At 45.8% G+C, this 20,044-nt stretch carries 19 protein-coding genes; all 19 read right to left on the reverse strand.

Annotated elements, in window-relative coordinates:
* Positions 1-51: 51 nt before the first annotated feature.
* The 19 genes from pgsA to AB4Y93_RS03750 all read right to left on the reverse strand — a co-directional run bounded on the left by pgsA (position 52) and on the right by AB4Y93_RS03750 (position 19,839).
* Positions 52-630: a CDP-diacylglycerol--glycerol-3-phosphate 3-phosphatidyltransferase gene (gene pgsA / locus AB4Y93_RS03660; RefSeq protein WP_167280687.1), complete on the reverse strand. Its 579-nt coding sequence runs from the start codon at positions 628-630 to the stop codon at positions 52-54.
* 219 nt (positions 631-849) lie between these two features.
* Positions 850-1,341 carry a YajQ family cyclic di-GMP-binding protein gene (locus AB4Y93_RS03665; protein ID WP_441889045.1) on the reverse strand — a complete coding sequence of 164 codons (492 nt, stop codon included), beginning with the start codon at positions 1,339-1,341 and terminating at the stop codon, positions 850-852.
* 23 nt (positions 1,342-1,364) lie between these two features.
* Positions 1,365-2,312 (reverse strand): helix-turn-helix domain-containing protein, encoded by a 948-nt coding sequence (locus AB4Y93_RS03670; protein ID WP_441889047.1) that lies wholly within the window; start codon positions 2,310-2,312, stop codon positions 1,365-1,367.
* An 18-nt stretch (positions 2,313-2,330) separates the two neighbouring features.
* Positions 2,331-3,104 (reverse strand): DUF3388 domain-containing protein, encoded by a 774-nt coding sequence (locus tag AB4Y93_RS03675; RefSeq protein ID WP_167280690.1) that lies wholly within the window; start codon positions 3,102-3,104, stop codon positions 2,331-2,333.
* Between the two features lie 149 nt (positions 3,105-3,253).
* Complete coding sequence (locus AB4Y93_RS03680) at positions 3,254-3,505, reverse strand: DUF3243 domain-containing protein (protein ID WP_441889049.1); 252 nt, start codon at positions 3,503-3,505, stop codon at positions 3,254-3,256.
* Positions 3,506-3,608: 103 nt separating this feature from the next.
* Positions 3,609-4,355 (reverse strand): elongation factor P 5-aminopentanone reductase, encoded by a 747-nt coding sequence (gene ymfI / locus AB4Y93_RS03685; protein ID WP_441889051.1) that lies wholly within the window; start codon positions 4,353-4,355, stop codon positions 3,609-3,611.
* Positions 4,352-5,650 carry an EF-P 5-aminopentanol modification-associated protein YfmH gene (gene yfmH / locus AB4Y93_RS03690; RefSeq protein WP_441889053.1) on the reverse strand — a complete coding sequence of 433 codons (1,299 nt, stop codon included), beginning with the start codon at positions 5,648-5,650 and terminating at the stop codon, positions 4,352-4,354. Before yfmH ends, ymfI begins: the two co-directional genes overlap by 4 nt.
* A gap of 5 nt (positions 5,651-5,655) precedes the next feature.
* Positions 5,656-6,930 carry an EF-P 5-aminopentanol modification-associated protein YfmF gene (yfmF, locus tag AB4Y93_RS03695; RefSeq protein WP_441889055.1) on the reverse strand — a complete coding sequence of 425 codons (1,275 nt, stop codon included), beginning with the start codon at positions 6,928-6,930 and terminating at the stop codon, positions 5,656-5,658.
* A 131-nt stretch (positions 6,931-7,061) separates the two neighbouring features.
* On the reverse strand, positions 7,062-7,856 hold the full coding sequence (gene sleB, locus AB4Y93_RS03700; RefSeq protein WP_441889057.1) for a spore cortex-lytic enzyme: 795 nt from the start codon (positions 7,854-7,856) through the stop codon (positions 7,062-7,064).
* Positions 7,857-7,965: 109 nt separating this feature from the next.
* Complete coding sequence (locus AB4Y93_RS03705) at positions 7,966-10,683, reverse strand: DNA translocase FtsK 4TM domain-containing protein (protein WP_441889059.1); 2,718 nt, start codon at positions 10,681-10,683, stop codon at positions 7,966-7,968.
* A gap of 102 nt (positions 10,684-10,785) precedes the next feature.
* Complete coding sequence (locus AB4Y93_RS03710) at positions 10,786-11,013, reverse strand: YlzJ-like family protein (RefSeq protein WP_441889061.1); 228 nt, start codon at positions 11,011-11,013, stop codon at positions 10,786-10,788.
* Entirely contained in the window at positions 11,013-11,756 is a 744-nt protein-coding gene (locus AB4Y93_RS03715) for a ClpP family protease (protein WP_441889063.1), read from the reverse strand. Before AB4Y93_RS03715 ends, AB4Y93_RS03710 begins: the two co-directional genes overlap by 1 nt.
* 135 nt (positions 11,757-11,891) lie before the next feature.
* Positions 11,892-13,571, reverse strand: coding sequence for a ribonuclease J (locus AB4Y93_RS03720; RefSeq protein ID WP_441889065.1), 1,680 nt, complete (start codon positions 13,569-13,571; stop codon positions 11,892-11,894).
* Between the two features lie 207 nt (positions 13,572-13,778).
* Positions 13,779-14,651, reverse strand: a complete 873-nt coding sequence (gene dapA / locus AB4Y93_RS03725; RefSeq protein WP_441889067.1) for a 4-hydroxy-tetrahydrodipicolinate synthase — start codon at positions 14,649-14,651, stop codon at positions 13,779-13,781.
* 301 nt (positions 14,652-14,952) lie between these two features.
* Positions 14,953-16,155 (reverse strand): aspartate kinase, encoded by a 1,203-nt coding sequence (gene dapG / locus AB4Y93_RS03730; RefSeq protein WP_441889069.1) that lies wholly within the window; start codon positions 16,153-16,155, stop codon positions 14,953-14,955.
* 203 nt (positions 16,156-16,358) lie between these two features.
* On the reverse strand, positions 16,359-16,952 hold the full coding sequence (locus tag AB4Y93_RS03735; protein ID WP_441889071.1) for a dipicolinate synthase subunit B: 594 nt from the start codon (positions 16,950-16,952) through the stop codon (positions 16,359-16,361).
* On the reverse strand, positions 16,952-17,848 hold the full coding sequence (gene dpsA, locus AB4Y93_RS03740; RefSeq protein WP_441889073.1) for a dipicolinate synthase subunit DpsA: 897 nt from the start codon (positions 17,846-17,848) through the stop codon (positions 16,952-16,954). The genes AB4Y93_RS03735 and dpsA overlap by 1 nt, the downstream gene beginning before the upstream one ends.
* A 301-nt stretch (positions 17,849-18,149) precedes the next feature.
* Entirely contained in the window at positions 18,150-18,593 is a 444-nt protein-coding gene (gene dut, locus AB4Y93_RS03745; RefSeq protein ID WP_441889075.1) for a dUTP diphosphatase, read from the reverse strand.
* Positions 18,574-19,839 (reverse strand): M16 family metallopeptidase, encoded by a 1,266-nt coding sequence (locus tag AB4Y93_RS03750; RefSeq protein ID WP_441889077.1) that lies wholly within the window; start codon positions 19,837-19,839, stop codon positions 18,574-18,576. Before AB4Y93_RS03750 ends, dut begins: the two co-directional genes overlap by 20 nt.
* Between the last annotated feature and the right edge of the window lie 205 nt (positions 19,840-20,044).

Raw genomic sequence — 20,044 nt, forward strand, 5'->3', positions numbered from 1 at the left:
AAGCAAAAGCACCTCTCCTCTTCAGGAAAGATGCTTTATTGTTACTTATGTTTATTGCACAGGAATCAAATGTTTATTCTTGAAGAAATAATCAAAGCCGGAATACACCGTAATCAGAACGGCCAGCCAGCTAATGATCTCGTCAAACGGAAAATCGATGAACGAGAACGGAAAGTTGTTGAGCAAGAGCGAAATAATCATCGTAATTTGAACGGCTGTCTTCCATTTGCCCCAAGTGCTCGCAGCCATAACACTGCCATCAAGAAGAGCAATCTGACGCAAACCTGTTACCGCAAATTCACGACTGATAATAACGATCGCCATCCATGCCGCTAACTTGTCCATCTGCACAAGTGAGATCAAGACAGCTGCAACAAGCAGTTTGTCTGCAAGCGGATCAAGAAGTTTCCCAAGGTTCGTTACGATCTTGTTCTTACGTGCGATGTAGCCATCGAGCCCATCAGTACTTGCCGCTATGATAAAGATGATAGCCGCTATGATCTGATTGTATGTAATGGAGTAATCGTCGCCGAACTCAAGCGGCTTAATATCAATATTGACGAGCAGAAATACCATAATGATCGGCACTAAAATAATTCTAGCCAGCGTTATCCTATTCGCCAGGTTCATTAGTATACACCCCCGGTCAAATCCGAATTGCGTTTAGCCTTGTTCCTGCTATGATGCATGATTGCTTGTACTGTCATTTATATGTCCCCCGGATCGTTTCCAAAAGCTATCAACTAGTATAATACATGCCATTTCCTGTGTCAAAACACGAAAGCATCATCGTTCGAAAGCCCTTCAACCGCCGCGTGGAGCGTCAGCGAAGGGCCGGATTAAGGCGTATTAACGGTAGTTCGTGAACTGCAGCTCGATTTTCAAATCCGCACCGCGAAGCAAAGCCATAACAGCCTGCAAATCATCACGGCTTTTTCCGGTTACACGGATCTGGTCGCCCTGAATTTGGCTCTTCACCTTCAGCTTGGAGTCACGAATAAGAATATTGATTTTCTTGGAATCATCTTGCTCAATACCTTGCTTGAGCTTAATCCGTTGACGAACGGTATGCGCAGAAGCAGATTCGACCTTGCCATATTCCAAGTTTTTAATCGGAACTCCACGCTTAGCCATCTTCGACTTCAGAATATCAAGAACACTCTCCAGCTTGAAATCATCATCGGAAATAATGATAAGTTCTTCCTTCTCAAGCTTGATGCTGCTCTTACTTCCTTTAAAGTCAAAACGCGTCTCGATCTCGCGTTCCGCTTGTGTAATGGCATTGTTTAACTCTTGCATATCCATCTTCGATACAATATCAAATGAACTTTCTGAACTCATCTTTAAACAACTCTCCCTTTGTTCTATTCCGTTCCTTGCTGGTTATTTGTGTCTGCTGTATCCCCAGGTGTTGATGTATTATCAGGACTTTGGCTTTGTGTTCCCTCTGTCCCTCCGGCACCCTCAGCAGGGTTCAGTTGGATTTTCTTCGATCCTGCACGATCCCCATCATTGATCACTACACCATCAACCGTAATGACACTGAGGTCAGCACGGCCTACATTAATGTAAAGTGACTGATCAAGATCATAAGTGAGAACAGATCCATCCTCTGCATTTTTCGAAATTAGAGCTTCGCCGTCTTTACTGCCCTTACGCACTTCAGTCCAGCTTGGGCCGCCGGAGACCTTAATCTCCACTTTATGCAGCACGCCTGCCGGAGCGACGTCATAATGATCCACCTTACCGATCTTAGACGAGAACGTTAGTGTAGTTGGGTCTTGACTTGGTGTTGGCGTAGGTGTCGAAGTTGGAGTACCAGTACCGCCATTCGACGTGTCTGGCGATTGGGTCTCAGCAGGCGGTGATGCCTGATCCGTAATATTGGTATCGTCCATTTCTTTCGTATCGCTGGATTTGTTATTAACGAAATAAACCCATACGACAACGACGATCAGGATCAGGAACGACCACATCATCACGTTGAAGCTGAGCTTGCTAATCCGTTCCGATGAGCGTGTTTGAACACGCTTAGGTTGTCTCGTTGGTACCGCTTCTACAATCTGATCAGTAACTGAGGCAGGAACCTCATGCTGGTATAGACGCAATACTTCATCTGCATCAAGACCTACAGCATCACAATAATTTTTTACAAAAGCGCGTAAATAGAAGGTTCCAGGCAGCACGCTGTGATCGCCGCTTTCGATTGCTTCCAGATAACGTTTGCGTATTTTCGTCGTTTCCTGTACATCCTCAAGCGTTAATCCGCGTTCTTCCCTTGCTTGACGCAGCAACGCTCCTAAATCTGACATGGTGTCTACTCCTCTCTGCTAGAATTCATTATCAGAATAATTGGCTGTGAATGATTCGTATGTAATTTCTTCGTCTGGTGTATTACGAAGCTCGATAATCATATCAAAATGGCTGTAGTCATATTGCGATTCTTTAATAAAAATATCCGGATGCTCGATCACTTTCGTTGACGGCATCGCCATGATCTCCTGCAGCAGTGAGTAATGCTTCTCATTTGAGCGGATTGTGCTGACAATACCGTCAATGATAAAGATATTGTTATCCGTCATTTCATCTTCGGAAAGCTGACTTCTTACGGTTTGTCTGAGCAATGTTGACGATACAAAAGTCCACCGCTTATTGGAGCAAACACTGCCCGCAATAATGGATTCCGTCTTGCCAACACGAGGCATACCGCGAAGCCCAATAACCTGATTGCCATCTCGTTTGAATACTTCGCCAAGGAAATCAACTAGGAGACCAAGCTCATCCCTTGTAAACCGGAACGTTTTACGATCATCGGAGTCCCTTTCGATATAACGTCCATGACGAACAGCCAATATATCAACGATTGTTGGCGTGCGAAGCTTGTTGACAGTAATATTATCGACCTTCTGAAGCATCTTGCCAAGCAGCACGATTTTCTCTTCGTCGTCAGTCTGAAGCAGCATACCCCGTGTACGATCCTCAACACCGTTAATGGTCATAATATTCACTTCAAGCATCCCCAGCAGTGATGCGATATCACCGAGCAGGCCCGGTCTATTCTTATGTATTTTATACTCCATATAATATTGCTGCTTTGATCCCATTTCACACCGTCCCTTGTTGTCACCAATCCCAATCGATTGAATCGCTTATAAAAATTTATTCTACAATTTTCGCCACATTCCTGCAACCTATACATAGACATTGCAGAAAAGCCTCCAATTTGGGAGGCTTTTCTGCAAGATGCCATCATTTAGGTTGTTTCGACCAATTTAACCATCAAACCAGCTACGGTTTTGCGTTCGTTCTCATCGCCCGCATCCCAAAGCTGCTTCAGCACGCGCTGCTGTTCATTTTTAGGATCGACCTTTTCATCAAGGAATGATCCAATTTCATACGCCAAATTTTTAATGGTCTCTTCTGTCATCCCGTTATTTTTGGCTTGTGCTACGCGATCCGACAAAAACTCTTTCCAATTGTCGAAGTTAGAAAGGACGTTGGACATTTAGGTTCGCCTCCTGGAATAAGAACAATTTGAGAAGAGTGTAAGTGAATTACGCTCAACAAATGTTATTCTGCGCCTGGGCGAAACGGATTATACCATGATTTTAAGTATGCCAGCCACCGTTAGGACTTATGATTTGACCTGTTATGTAAGAGGATTCCGGTAAAGACAAGAAATAAACAAGGGAAGCCACTTCATCAGGTTGTCCAAAACGACCGAGCGGAATTTCCTGTTCCAAGGCTGCCTTCTCTTCCTCATTGAAGCTGCTCATCATCCTTGTATCAACCGCTCCAGGAGCAACAGCGTTAACGGTAACACCCGATGGTGCCAGCTCTTTGGCGAGAGCCTTTGTGAAGGCATTCATACCGCCTTTGGTTGTAGAGTAAAGAACCTCACAGGATGCGCCAGATATTCCCCAAATAGACGATACATTGATAATCCGGCCAAACCTGTTCGCGATCATATTCGGCATAAAGATTTGGCTGCATAAAAACATACCCTTCAAATTAACCGCCATTACATCGTCCCATTCCTGCTCCGACACATCCATCAGCATGCCATAATGGGAAATGCCTCCGTTATTAACGAGAATGTCCGGAAGCATGTCATGGGCTTCAAGCTTCTCTTTCATGCGGAGAAGCTGCTCACGCGAACGCAGGTCCGCGGATATGGTCATCACGTTAGCCCCAAATCTCATGCAGGCCCGTGCTGTTTCATTAGCCGCTTCATGCGACTCACGGTAATGAATGACGATGTTAAGTCCCTCCGCGGCAAAGCGCTGCGCGATGGCAGCGCCGATGCCCCGGCTTCCCCCGGTAATTAACACCGTCATTTCTTTAATTGTCTTCATGAAACCGGCTGGCTGTCTGGTTTCTCCACGATCGAAACCGCTAGTTGATTAAAATCAAAATGCTCGCGGAGCCGCTCATTAACTTGCTCCAGCGTACAGTTCTCATACTGAGACAGCAAATCAAACATATCGCTGTCACGGAACCGATAACGGGTAAATTCACCGGCAATTGCTTCAGGGGAGTTCAGCATTCGTAAATATCCGCCGATTTTTTTCTTCTTCGAACGCTCGAAGGCAGCCGGCTCAATTCCTGTACGGAGTGCTTCTTCTACAGCTGTTCGAATCTGATTCAGCAATTCATCCGGATTTGGCGTATCGCCGCCGATGACGGAAAAGGCATAATCCGTACTTACATTAAATTCTGTTCCAAAGGAATCAGAGATTAAATTTTGCTCATACAAATCTTGATACAAGGCTGTGCTCGCACCAAACAAAGCATCAAGCATAAGTTTGGTCGTCACCTCATGGCGAAGCAGCGCTTCACCTGTGAGTCCTGTTTGCTTCTCTTTAAAGCCAAACATTGCTTTCGGGAGCGATACAGGAAGTTTCGTTACCTTCCGCGGAATCTTCACGCTCTCCGGTTCCTCTTCGAAGAAACGTTTGATTTCCCCCTGCGGCCTAAACGTCTTACCTGCCTGGTTTTTGCGAACAAGCTCAAATACTTCATCCGCCTTTACCCCGCCGACAACAAACAGCAGCATATTAGACGGGTGATAGAACGTTTCGTAACAGCGGTACAAGGTTTCCTTGTCGATCTGATAGATCGACTCCACCGTACCTGCAATATCGATATGAATCGGATGGTTATGATACATGGCATCGATGAGGCCAAAGTATACGCGCCAGTCCGCATTGTCTTTGTACATGTTGATTTCTTGAGCGATAATGCCTTTTTCCTTATCAACATTGGTATCCGTGAAATAAGGATTCTGCACAAAATCAATCAAGGTCTCCAAATTGGCCGGAATCTGCTCAGTTGCCGAGAACAAATAAACGGTCCGGTCAAAGCTTGTAAATGCATTTGCAGATGCACCTTGTGAAGCGAAAGTGGCAAAAATATCGCCCGTAGGCTCTTCGAACATCTTGTGCTCTAGGAAGTGGGCAATACCGTCTGGCACACGAATAATGTCTTCTGTACCTACTGCGAACTGATTGTCAACGGAACCATATTTCGTTGCGAAAGTAGCATAGGTCTTCTGAAAGCCTTCCTTCGGCAGTACGATCACTTCGAGGCCGTTATCCAGCACTTCGCGGTATAGCGTTTCTTGAACGCCTTTGTAATCGAGCGTCTCCATTGCTGTTACGCCTCCTTCTGGTCACGTAAAAAGTAAATCGTATCTAGCTGCGCCAAATGCGCAACTCGAACGATATCGTCTGCCGTTACGGCTTCTATCTGATCAAGCAGCTGCTGTGCGGTTCTTTCCTTGCCTGATAACACCGCATTGAAATCATAAGCGATCATCTCATAAGCCGAATCCTGCAATTCTCTAAGATGATTCGCAATCATGGCTTTTGTCTGATTCAGCTCAAGATCAGTAAGCTGGCCTTGACGCATAGATTCAAGCTGCTGCTTAATAATCGTCACTGCCTTCTCATAATTCTCGATTTCAATACCAGACTGAATGGTCAACAAGCCCTTATGCCCATCAAGCCTTGATGCTGCATAATAGGCCAAGCTTTCTTTCTCCCGAACGTTCAGGAACAGCTTCGAATGAGGATAGCCGCCCAATATGCCGTTATACATTAAGGAAGCGGCATAATCTTTGTCTCCGTAACCAACATTAGTCCGAAGCCCCAGGTTCAGCTTACCTTGATTGACATCCATTCGCTCCACGATCGTTTTCACATTCCGTACTTCATGCGAAATAGAAGGTGTAGAGTAGCTTGCTGGTGTCCCTTCTTCGATTCGGAAAGCTTCCTGAGCTAACGCCTTCACTTCTTCCAAAGAGGTATCGCCAACAACATATAAGTCGAAAGCAGCTTCACTTAGCCACTGTTTATATTGACTGTATAAAGATTCAGGTGTGATCGATGCAATCTCATCGAGTTTACCCAGCGGATGCAGCCGGTAAGGCTCATTTGCACACATTTCCTCCATGCAGCGTTCCGCCGCATAGCGGATTTTATCATTTACTATAGATTCCAGCCTTTTGGTCAATGTTTGCTTCTCTGCATCAACATACTTGCGACGGAAGGCTCCATCTTCTGTTACTGGTTCTGTAACGACCTCCCCAAGAAAACGCAGCGAAGAACTTAGCAGTGGTACATCAGACGATACAAAATGATCGTTAATTACATCCATACGGAATTGAACGATCTGTGAATCGCCTCTCTTATATACATCAAAGCCGAAACCGGCGCCATATAAATCATCAAGCCGCTCACGGAAAGCTTTTGTCTCTGGTGTAGACACCGTTCCGCGGCGTAATACAAATGGGGCAAGCGCGGTCTTCGTTACAGCGTTTTCAGATAAAGGCAGTCCTGCAAATAACGATATTGCAAACGTCTTGAAACGTTTGGTTGGCAGCACATGTAACCTAATTCGGCCTATTTGCCCTCTTTCGAATAATGTCACTACGTTTGCTCCTTCCGAGTGAAATGGAATATAGTAATGTATTCCATTTTCTTGCTTCCTATACCATTCTAACCGATACGAAATGGAAGAAGCAACCTGCCTGCCTAGGGCAGAAAGGCTGCTTCTCGTCATTACATACAGAAGATATGCTTGCCAATCGTTTTCACTTGTGGTCTAGACCAAATCCACTTGGAAGTAGCCGTCTCCGGGTTGAAATAGTACGTGCATCCGCCAGTAGGATCCCAGCCATTAATGGCATCCTGTACAGCTTTACGAGCCGATTCATTAGGAGTCAGCCAAATTTGTCCATCAGCAACCGCAGTAAATGCGAGTGGCTGGAATATTACGCCCGATACTGTATTCGGGAAGCTTGGTGACTTCACGCGGTTCAAGATAACCGCAGCAACAGCAACTTGACCTTCATAAGGTTCCCCGCGTGATTCACCATACACGGCATTCGCCATGATTTTCAAGTCGTTTTCAGAAAATCCAAGGTTATTCGATTTCGAAGGTGTGCCTCCCGAGCTCGTGGAGCCCGAGTTAGAGCCACTGTTACTGCTGCCCGAACCGGAAGAGCTGCTGCCTGAATCTGCAGCTGTTGGTTTCCAGCTCTTCGTTGCTTCCCATAGCTTCAGCTTGGTTTTTGCTCCAACTACACCGTCGGATTTCATTCCGAATTTCCATTGGAACCATGTAACGGCATTTTTCGTGCTTGTACCAAAACTGCCGTCAATCGCACCGTTATAATAGCCCAAATATTTGAGCCTTCCCTGCAGCTCATATACATCTTGACCGGAGGAACCTAGCGTAATTGTGGCGTTGCTGAACGTTGCTTCTGCACCATCTTGTGAGTACCGTTGAAGAGAATACATTCCGAACAATACGGTCACAAGGATGGTGGTCACGACAATTAATCGATTTTTCATTAGGAATCTGCCTTTCTCTTGCAAGTTAGTCCGCGATTAGCTGCGTTACCTAACTCTAGTATGAGAAGGGATTCCTGCTTCTATTCATCAACTATTGGATGCAATCCCTCTAGGAAGGGATACGGCTTGCTTGATATTGCTCGATCGACATCAATACTTCCCTCGGCTTGCTGCCTTCATAAGGGCCAACAATGCCGCGTGCTTCCATCTGATCAACAAGCCTTGCTGCTCTTGTGTAGCCGACACGCATACGGCGTTGCAAAAGGGAAACAGAAGCTTGCTTCGCTTCAACAACGATTTGTACGGCCTGATCATACAGCTCATCCAATATTTCACTTGGATCTGTCGATTCTTCCTCCACTTCTGGCACCAAATCTTCTTTGTATTCCGCTTCAGCTTGTCCCCTCGCATACTCGACTAGCGCCTCGACTTCTTGATCGGATAAGAAGGCACCTTGGACACGAATCGGCTTAGACATGCCAACAGGCAAGTAGAGCATATCCCCTCGACCAAGCAGCTTTTCTGCACCAACCATATCAAGAATGGTACGTGAATCGACCTGTGAGGATACCCCAAAGGCGATCCTTGAAGGAATATTCGCCTTAATAACACCTGTAATAACGTCAACCGACGGTCGTTGTGTAGCGATAATGAGATGAATACCCGCGGCACGAGCCATTTGGGCAAGCCTTGCTATGGAATCCTCAACGTCATTAGATGCTACCATCATAAGATCGGCAAGCTCGTCAACAATAACAACGATATAAGGAAGTACGGCTTTTGGATTTTCGGCCATTAAGGCATTGTAACCCTCAATGTTACGCGTAGCGGACTTGGAGAATAATTCATAACGCTTCTCCATCTCGACTACAATCTTTTTCAGAGCAAGTGCGGCACGTCTTGGATCCGTCACAACCGGTGCCAGCAAATGCGGAATACCATTATAGACATTCAACTCGACCATTTTCGGATCGACCATTAGAAACTTCACTTCATCCGGAGAGGCTTTGTACAAAATACTTGTAATGATTCCGTTGATACAAACAGATTTACCTGAACCTGTTGCTCCCGCTACAAGCAAATGGGGCATTCTTGCCAGGTTCCCGATAATCGGCTGACCCGAAATATCACGGCCGAAAGCGATCGAAAGCTTGGATGGTGCATTATGGAACGTTGTCGTCTCCATTACTTCTCGCATCGTGACGACGGACACTTCCATGTTCGGCACTTCAATCCCGATAGCAGATTTGCCTGGGATCGGTGCTTCCATCCGAATATCCTTCGCAGCCAGCGCCAAGGCGATATCATCTGTCAAGCTGACTATTCGGCTTACTTTCACACCTGTAGCAGGTTGAACTTCGTAGCGAGTAACTGCTGGTCCTCGAACCACATCAAGTACTTTCGCACGCACGCCAAAGCTTTCGAGCGTAGCCTCCAGCTTCCGCTTCGAATCGATAGCGTCCGTTCCATCACCGCCTCTTCCCATCAAGCTTGGCTTAGCCAGCAAAGAGAATGGTGGCAGCAAATAAGGCTTTTTAACTGGGATATCCGTTGCCGGATAAGGCGTTGGGTTTGCTGGCTTGGGTTTATTCTCGCCTGTCGCCTCTTCTTTCAAGTCATTACCATCAAGTTCATCAACTGAAACAGAATCAAGCTCCTCGTTATCCAGTTCATCCGAATATTGCTCTGGCACAGCAGGAATCGGCGTAAACTCCTCTTGCTCATCTTCATCGTATGTATCTGCACGAGGTACAATCCTTGTTATTACCTCTGGCACATCATCTTCCTCGAACTCATTATAAACCGGATATACAGGAACAGAATGCTGCTGTTCTGACTGCTGCTCCCAAGGAGGCATATCATCTTCTTGTCTTATTGCAGCATTCACTTGTTCTCCATTACGATCCCATTCTTCTTCCCACGTCTCCGCATTCGCCCAATGAGGTTTAACACCACCGTCATGCCCACCGCTATAATGCTCGTCATTCATGGACCAGTCATCCTGTGAAGTCTGCGGCTGCTGCTGACTTGGCTGTTCTTGATTCCTCCAGGAGAAAAATAAGGACTTCTTCCTTCTTGACGGTATGGACGCTGCGTAATCGTCATCCTCATCATCATCGATAGTATCCGATTGAACAAATACTGGCGGCTTAACCGTCTTCGATGTCTTGTTGGATGCACTCCGAAGGGATGCACCTTTCGACCATTTGGCAGACAGCAGCTTGTACACCCGAATGCTCCGGTCTCTCCCGATTCTTGCTAATTCCACATAAGATTTGCCAGTCAGCAGCATAAGCGAGATGGCATACATGACACCTGCAATAAGCTTCGAACCGAAGTATCCAAATAACGAGTAAAGCATCGAATATTCCATTGCACCAACATATCCACCACTAATTGCCCGTTGGCTAATCGGCCGGGTATCTGTACTGTCAAATGACAGGAGTTCATCCTTCACATCCAAGCTTAGCTGATGCAGAATCTCTCTTCCACTCAGTTCTGTTACCGGCAGCAGTTTGCGGTCAATTTCTGCGATGGAGCTGGATAAGGTCAATGCGAGTACAAACACAAGCAGGCCTGTCCGCCGATTCGTCCAACCACGCGGCCAAGCCCTTTTGACCATAACAACTAGTCCTACATATATGCCAACAAGCGCTAATACAAAATAAAACTTGCCAAGGAACAAGCCAAACAGCTTGGACAAAGAGCGGCCAACTGTTGCTTCCCCTGACATTGCGATAACCGACACTGTAATTAACAAAATCCCATAAACTTCATATTTTAAGTGAGTCGCTATCGATTTCTTTTTCCGTCGTTTCTTAGCCAATGATTCGTCACCTCTGGCTAACATTATACCATATGTTACTAACGTTGCAGTATCCAACTTATGCAACGTTAGTAACGATTACTAACGGAGATAGTACGTATTTTATGTCGTCGGAGGATGTCCGAACATGACGACACTGCCCGGTGTAAGCTCAGGCCTTAGGTAATCATCCAGGGAGCATTGGAGCAGACGGACGATTTTACCCATCCCTGGCGCAATTGGCTGCACTTGCATATATACGCCGTTCACCCATACCTCGTGGGAAGCCTCAGGCTCTGTATTTAAACCGTCCAGCACGGCTTCAAGCGGCATAATCGTGTATATCGTCATTAGTTATATACCCCCGTTTGAGGAGCAGCTTTCTGTTCTGAAATCCGGCGGTTAAGTTCTCTCAGGGCATCTCCCAAACCACCAACTGCATCAATCAGTCCGTGTTTTACCGCATCGGAACCAATGACTGTCGTACCGATATCCCTAGTCAGTTCGCCTGTCTTAAACATTAGCTCTTTAAAGGTTTCTTCTGTCACATTCGAATGCATCGTAACGAATCGTAAGATTCGCTCCTGCATTTTATCGAGATACTCAAAAGTTTGAGGCACACCAATCACAAGACCATTAAGGCGGATTGGATGAATCGTCATTGTAGCTGTCGCAGCAATAAAGGACATGTTGCCTGCTACTGCAATTGGAACCCCAATGGAATGTCCGCCTCCTAGAACAAGCGTAACGGTTGGCTTGGATAATGAGGAGATCATTTCGGCTATTGCAAGTCCCGCTTCCACATCGCCGCCTACTGTGTTAAGAACAATAAGGATCCCCTCGATCTTTGAATTTTGTTCTGCGGCAACCAGCTGCGGAATGAGATGCTCATACTTTGTTGTTTTATTTTGCGGCGGTAATACAATATGTCCTTCTACCTGACCGATAATCGTCATGCAAAATATATTGGATTCCGATGCAGGTGTTGTGGTTTGTCCTAATTGCTGAATCGTCTCCACGATTGAATTTTGCTTCTTCTTTTCATCGGATGCAGGCTCTTGCTGCGGCTGTGCTTCTTCGTTCATATAGTTCATATTAGGTCCCCCCATCAACATATAGCTCGTCATAGTATGAGGTGGAACGACAAATTTATACCGTTTCCAGCGCACAAAAAAAGATCGCCTTGCAGGTATACTCGTTCCTGCTTAGACGATCTTTGATATATTGGATTAGACTTCCATAATGATCGGAAGGATCATTGGACGACGTCTGGTTTGCTCATATAAGAAACGGCCAAGTGCCTCCTTGACCTGTGTTTTGAGTGAAGCCCATTCATTCACTTTATCATTCATTAGTTTATTTAATGTTGAGGTGACGATCTTGTTCGCCTCATCTAATAGTCCTTCGGATTCCCGAACATATACAAATCCGCGGGAGATAATATCCGGCCCGGATACGATTGACCCACCATCCTGCTTACTTAATGTTACGACTACAACAAGTATACCGTCTTGTGATAAAAGCTTACGATCACGCAGAACAATATTGCCAACATCTCCAACGCCGAGCCCATCGATCAGCACGTTGCCAGCTTGTACTTTGGCTCCTTTACGGCCAATTCCGCCTTGAAATTCTATCGTTTCACCATTTTCAATAACAAATATTTGATTCCGTGGAATGCCCACATCTTCACCAAGCTGAGCATGCTGCTTGAGCATGCGGTATTCACCATGAATAGGTATAAAATATTTCGGCTTAATTAAGTTAAGCATCAGCTTTAATTCCTCTTGGCTTCCATGCCCTGATACGTGAACACCAGATACAGAACCAGGACCATAAATGACATTTGCCCCAAGCCTGAACAACTCATCAACGGTTCTTCCTACATAACGCTCATTCCCCGGGATCGGAGTTGCGGCAATAATGACTGTATCTCCTGGTAAAATATCAACTTTGCGATGCGTTGAGCGCGCCATTCGTGTCAAAGCCGACATAGGCTCCCCTTGACTGCCCGTACACAAGATCACAACACGGTCCGCTGCAAGCTTGTTTACTTCTTCAGGCTCAATGAGCATGCCATCTGGAATGTGCAGATAGCCAAGATCAGAAGCTATTCCCACTACGTTCACCATACTGCGCCCAACGACTGCTATATGACGATTAGTCGCAATTGCAGCATTAATCACCTGCTGAATGCGATGGACGTTTGATGCGAATGTTGCCACAACAACACGTTGCGTAGATTTATGAAAAATATCTTCCAGTTCTTCTCCTACATTCTTCTCCGAAGGAGTGTAGCCTGGACGTTCTGCATTTGTACTATCCGACAACAGCGCTAGAACGCCGCGTTGACCAATCTCCGCCATCCGCTGCAGATCGGCATACTGATCATTAACTGGAGTATAATCAAATTTAAAGTCTCCTGTATGAACAATCGTCCCTTCCGGTGTATCCAGCGCAACCCCTACCGAATCCGGAATACTATGATTAGTCTTGAAGAAGCTTGCCTGAATCGACCCTAATTGAACTTCAGAATCGGCCTGAATCAGAATACGCTTGGTCTCGCCAAGTAAGCCCGCTTCCTTTAGCTTGCCTTCGATTAAGCCAAGTGTCAGCTTTGTTCCATACACAGGAACATTCAACTGTCTGAGTAAATATGATAAGCCGCCAATATGGTCTTCATGCCCATGAGTGATAAGAATAGCTCTAACTTTATCGCGATTTTCTAACAAATAGGAAATATCCGGGATGACAATATCGATCCCAAGCATATCTTCTTCCGGGAATTTAAGCCCTGCATCCACAACAACAATATCATTCTCATATTGAATGACATACATATTTTTCCCAATCTCGCCTACTCCGCCTAGGGCAAATACAAGTAATTTATCCTGATTTTTTTTCGACAAGTGCTTACCTCCTTCGAATGTACAACCATTCTCCGTTCCAGCCAATTGATGAAATTGAAATCATTTCCGTCCGTTTCACTTGCATTCATTATACATGAAGAAAAAGATGGAATACAAGGAAATACCTGATGCCTGTACAAACGCAAATAAGCAGGTCGGAGATGATCTCCGCCTGCTTGGTTATTTAGGTTGAAATGATGAAATAAATTAGACCAGTTTGCTAATAAATGCTGCCTCTGCCTCTGTTACCGTTACGAGGGGAAGTCTTACTCCGCCAACCGGCATACCACGCAAGCCAAGTGCGTATTTAACCGCAACAGGATTCGGTACCGGATGCGGACATTCGAATAGTCCTTTGAAGACCGGATAGCATTCTGCATGCAGGCTGGCTGCTTGCTTTACATCGCCGCTCAAATACGATTCGATCAGATTTTTCATCTTAGCACCAATAATATGGCTGGCTACACTTACGATACCGTACCCACCGATTGCAAGTGTCGTAAGCGTAGCACTGTCATCGCCGCTGTACACTCTGAAGCTCTCAGGTGCAGCCGAAATAATCTGTGTCAACTGCTCGAAAGAAGCGCAGTCCTTCGTCGCCACCACATTATCCAGCTCTGCCAGACGAAGAGTGGTTTCAACGGAAATATTAATTCCTGTACGTCCAGGAACGTTATAGAGCATGACAGGTAATTTGGTAGATTCAGCGATTGCTTTGAAATGCTGATACAAACCCTCTTGGTTTGGCTTGTTGTAGTATGGTGCAACAAGAAGAACCCCATCTACTCCTGCATTTTCTGCTACCTTTGTCAGATGAATCGAATGAGCAGTATTGTTGCTGCCTGTGCCAGCAATAACTTTGCAGCGGCCTGCTGCATGCTCAACGACAAAACGGAACAACTCCGCTTTCTCTTCTTCTTCCAAGGTAGGAGATTCTCCAGTTGTACCGGATACAACAAGCGAATCGCTTTGCTGTTCTTCAATCAAATAATCGATCAAACGTCTGGTCGTGTCCCAGTCAATTTGACCATTCTCATCAAAAGGCGTGACCATTGCAGTAATTAATCTACCAAATTCCATTGTTATGACCTCCTGAAAAGTTTACGAAGTAAACTTGACTTCGTAAGCGTAAGCTAAAGAGTTTGCAGAGCAAACTCTGCATCGTAAGCATCAACCTAAAGTTTACGAAGTAAACTTGACTTCGTAAGCGTAAGCTAAAGAGTTTGCAGAGCAAACTCTGCATCGTAAGCATCAACCTAAAGTTTACGAAGTAAACTTTACTTCGTAAGCGTAAGCTAAAGAGTTTGCAGAGCAAACTCTGCATCGTAAGCATCAACCTAAAGTTTACGGAGTAAACTTACTCCGTAAGCATTAACTTAAACTATATATGAAGCTCGAACTTCGTATGAAGAGCTCTTACCGCTGTGACCATATCCTCTGCTCTCACCAACACCCATATCGTTGTATTAGAGTCTGCAGACTGCATGATCGTAATCCCTTCCTCTGTCAGTGCTTCAACGATGCGGGCCATGACACCCGGAACACCGTTCATCCCTCCGCCGATAACGGAGACTTTCGCACAGCCTCGGATAGCAAGCGGATCATATCCGCAATCTTGAAGGACGGAAACAGCCCGATCGGCATCTTGATCAAAAACGGTATATACAGCACCACTTGGCGTTACATTAATGAAGTCGACGCTAATATGATGCCTAGCCATCGTCTGGAATACCTGTAGCTGCACATCGTTTCTGCCCTCAATGGCTTTCACCGATATTTGGGTAACGCCAGATACATGTGCAATTCCTGTCGCTTGACGATCCGACACAGGAGTCAGAACCGCATCTGAGACCAGTGTACCTTCATCCATTGAAAACGTTGATCGCACACGAACTGGTATCCGGGCTTGCTGAGCAATCTCAACTGCACGAGGATGAATAACTTTAGCCCCTTGCCTTGCCATATTGCAAATTTCGGCGTAGCTGACAATCTGCAGTGGCTTTGCATTTTCTACAATACGCGGGTCTGCCGTCAGTATACCATTAACATCAGTATAAATATCAACCATCTCTGCTCGAAGAGCGGCACCTAATGCGGTAGCCGATGTATCACTTCCGCCTCGGCCAAGAGTAGTCATATCACCATTTTCTGTACTGCCTTGAAAACCTGTCACAATAACGACCTTGCCATCCCTTAAATGGTGCAAAACTTTCTCAGGACGAAGCTCTTTAATGCGAGCATGGCCATATTGATCATCTGTAACAATTCCTGCTTGACCGCCGTTTAACACGACAGACGGTATTCCTTCAGAGCAAAGTAAACTGCACAAAGCTGCGGCTGAAATAATTTCCCCGCAGCCGAGCAGCATATCCCGCTCTCGCGGCGGCAGCTTATCACCGTTGTTCCGAATGAGCTGCAGTAAAGTATCCGTAGCATACGGATCACCTGTACGTCCCATTGCCGATACAACGACTACAACGCTGTAGCCATTTGCGAGCTCTCTTGCAATATGTTGAAGACAAAAGCTTCTAGCATGATCGGTCGAAAGTGAAGTGCCCCCGAATTTTTGTACCAGGATGCGCATTACTGTCTTTCCTCCGTTACCGATGCAAAGATGTCTTCTATAAGGCATCTTCCAGATCGTAGTTGTTTTGTACTGCATGGTAATTTAGGATTATCAATAGAAGACAAAACAAGCGGCGTATAAGGTCCATAAGGCTCCGACGATATCGCCAGTTCCTTACTTCCATCGCCGCCTGCTTGAATGATAAACCATATAAGGGCTTCTTAGTAATTAAATCGCTCAATCAATAACGGCTGTAGTTGTTTCCCTTGTAATGCTGCTTCACATGTTTCCAGAGCTAGATCCATTCTCGCAACAAGCGAGTTTGGCTTTTGAACCGGGTTATCTTGGCCAAATGGCACAAAATAAATATGTTTAGCTGCCAACAGTTTTGCAATATTAGCAGCGTTCAACCCGAGGCCATCATTTGTAGAAATGGCAAGTACGACAGGCCTTAAATTACGCATTTGGGCTTTCGCCGCCATGAGCACAGCACTATCGGTGATCGCATTTGCAAGTCTGCTAGTTGTGCTTCCCGTACATGGCGCTATCAGAAGCACATCAATGAGCTTCGATGGACCAAGCGGCTCTGCATCTACAATTGTGGAAATAATATCGTTGCCGGTAATCGCCTTAAGCTGCGTCTGCCAGTCTGCCGACTTTCCAAAGCGCGTGTCTGTTGTCATAATCGTGTTCGACACGATTGGTACAACATTCGCACCAGCGTCTACAAACCGTTGAATTTGCGGCATAATCTCCGCTAATGTACAGTGCGAGCCAGACAACGCATACCCGACTGTTTTCCCCGTCCAATCCATTACCCATTCCCCCGCTTTATCGAATCGTCCGTAATCAACTGAGTCAAGCATTCCGCTATGATTCGTCCAGCTGTTTTGGGTGCGACGATACCGGGAAGTCCGGGCGCGAGGATCGCTTTAATGCCTCTCTTCTCAGCAAAGCGGAAATCTGTTCCGCCAGGCTTCGTTGCAAGGTCAATAATAACGGTTCGCGAGGGCAAATTTGCTATAATTTGCGCTGTGACTATCATAGTCGGAATTGTATTAAAAAGCAAGTCAATATTACCCGTATTTTGGAGTAGTTGACTAGTGTAAAATGGCACAAAACCCATCTCAGCAGCCCTTGCAAAATGCTCGCTCCGCCTTACTCCCACAAGCACTTTCGCTCCTAAGTTAAGAAGCGTGCGTGCCATCGTAAAGCCGGTTCGCCCAAAGCCTAGAACCATACATGTGGATCCATGTATCGTAATGTCAGTGTTCTGAATAGCCATCATAACGGCGCCTTCAGCTGTTGGTATCGCATTATAAATCGCCACATCATCCCGATCAAACAGTTCGACGAGACCAATCTGATGCTGCGCACAAAGTTCCCGCAAATAAGGCTTTGCCATTCCAGCATATACTTTGCAATGTTTAGGAAGTTTTGCAATATGTTGATCAAGCAGCTGCATTTGCCGATCACTGAATACAGCATGAATAAACCCATTATCGTCCGTCCCCACTGCTGGTAGCAGCAATGCATCGACATCAGTAAATAAGCTATCGTCATATTCTGCGTGCACCGCCCCATCAAGGGAGGAATGCAGTCCGTCAAAGCCGGACACCGTTACAGTCGCATCCAATTCGGTTAATCTGCGAATGACCTCAAGCTGTCTTGCATCGCCTCCTAGCAGCAGTATTCGAACGCCTGTTAGCATATAGGCTTCACTCCTTTCTGCGCACTAGTTATAAACCATCTTATGCCCTGTGCCCAGAATGGTGAAAACCAATATTTTGGAACGCAAAAAAGCGCCAAAACCATTACTTTGGTTTTGACGCTTTTATTGTCTTTGGAAATCGGCCAGGTAACAGGGACGGGGTATCTCCTTCCGGCCGCTGTTGTCTGACAATTGCTTGAATCAACGTTTAGAAGTTGCAATGGTCAGACAAAGGCGGGCGTTACACTCCTACAGGAGATACCCCTTACCCTTACACCACAAGCTTCCAAATGAAGACCAACTACACGCCGGTATGCCCAAATCCACCGGCGCCGCGAACCGTATCCGGCAGATCATCGGCTTCTTCAATCGTAATTTCCGGAAGCTGCTGGATCACCATCTGAGCAATCCGCTCGCCGCGATTGATTGTAAATGGCTCTTGCCCATGATTAATGAGCAATACCTTCACTTCGCCGCGGTAATCCGCATCTATGGTGCCTGGTGAATTCAGGCATGTAATCCCATGCTTGAATGCCAGCCCGCTTCTAGGGCGAACCTGAGCTTCAACTTGCGGCGGCATAGCCATTGCAAGTCCAGTAGGAATTAATTTGCGCTCACCTGGTGCAAGCACAACTGGCTCGCTTACCGCTGCTTGCAGATCAAAGCCTGCTGCCCATTCGGACATTTTACTCGGCAATGCTATATCTTCGTTACCTTCCAGCCGTTTAAATAGAATTTGAAACAAAACGGTCCCTCCCGATCTGTGCTGCAGCTTTATCGTTTGTTCCAACCATTGCAACGGCAAATGGGACAGACAACAGACGTTCTGTTACTTCACGTACATCCTTCATTGTAACATTATCGATACGTTGCAGCATTTCATCTAACGTAAAGTGACGTCCAATCATCAGCTCGTTTTTGCCTAGTCGGTTCATTCGGCTGCTTGTGCTTTCCAGACTTAGAATCAAGCTGCCCTTCAACTGCTCTTTGCCGCGGTGAAGCTCTTCATCGCTAAGGCCTTTCACCGCAAGCTCTTCCATCTGTGCAAGAGTCAGATCCAGTACCTCTTTCGTTTGCTTAGGAGCAGTACCGGCATACAGTGTAAACAAACCGCTGTCTGCATAAGAGGTGTGGTACGAATAAACGGAATAAGCAAGTCCACGCTTCTCGCGAATTTCCTGGAACAGACGTGAGCTCATACCTCCGCCAAGCGCGTTGTTTAACAAAATCATAGCATACAGTTGCGGATCCGAGTTCGAGCAGCCAGGGAATGACAAACAAATGTGATTTTGCTCTGTCTTTTTCTTAAAGAAGATATAATCCCCATGGAATGCCGGAACTTCAACCAAGCTGCTTTGCCCTTTGTTCTGGAAACGGCCAAAATATTTTTCAAGCAGTTCAAGAAGTTTACCTTCCTCAACATTGCCTGCCACGCTGATAACCGTGTTTTCAAGTGTGTATGTATCATTCATATAACCGCGAAGCGAGTCAGAATTCATCGCTGTAAGACGCTCTTCAAGCCCCAGAATCGAATAAGCAAGCGGATGATCACCATACGCAGCACGGGACGATTCATCATGTACTTTGTCATCCGGAGTATCTTCGTACATCGAGATTTCTTCCAGGATAACATTCTTCTCCTTGGCCAGCTCTTCTGCATCAAGCTTCGACTCGAAGAACATATCCGCCAAGGCGTCTACCGCAATCGGCAGATGCTCATCAAGCACCTTAGCAAAATAACAAGTGTACTCCTTGGATGTAAATGCATTCACATTGCCGCCAATTCCATCAAATAGATCAGCAATATCTTTGGCTGTACGACCATTTGTTCCTTTGAACAACATGTGCTCGACAAAATGAGAAATACCGTTGTTCTCGGGTGTTTCATTCCTTGAACCTGTTTTTACCCATATGCCGAAGGATACCGACCGGAAAGTTGGCAGATATTCCACAACGACGCGGAGGCCATTGCTAAGCGTATATTTATTCACTTCGTATCCTCCTCAAATGAATTGCTACACAAAAAGGTAAATTATTAACCGTTTTGTGGTGATTCATACTTCGAAAGCGCGGACTCAAATGAATTGCTACACAAAAAGGTTAATTATTTAACCGTTTGTGGTGATTCATGCTTCGAAAGCATAAACTTAATGAAATTTGGTAATTCATGCTACGTAAGCATGGTCTAAACATGAA

This window comes from Paenibacillus sp. YAF4_2, assembly GCF_052113225.1.
Lineage (GTDB): Bacteria > Bacillota > Bacilli > Paenibacillales > Paenibacillaceae > Pristimantibacillus.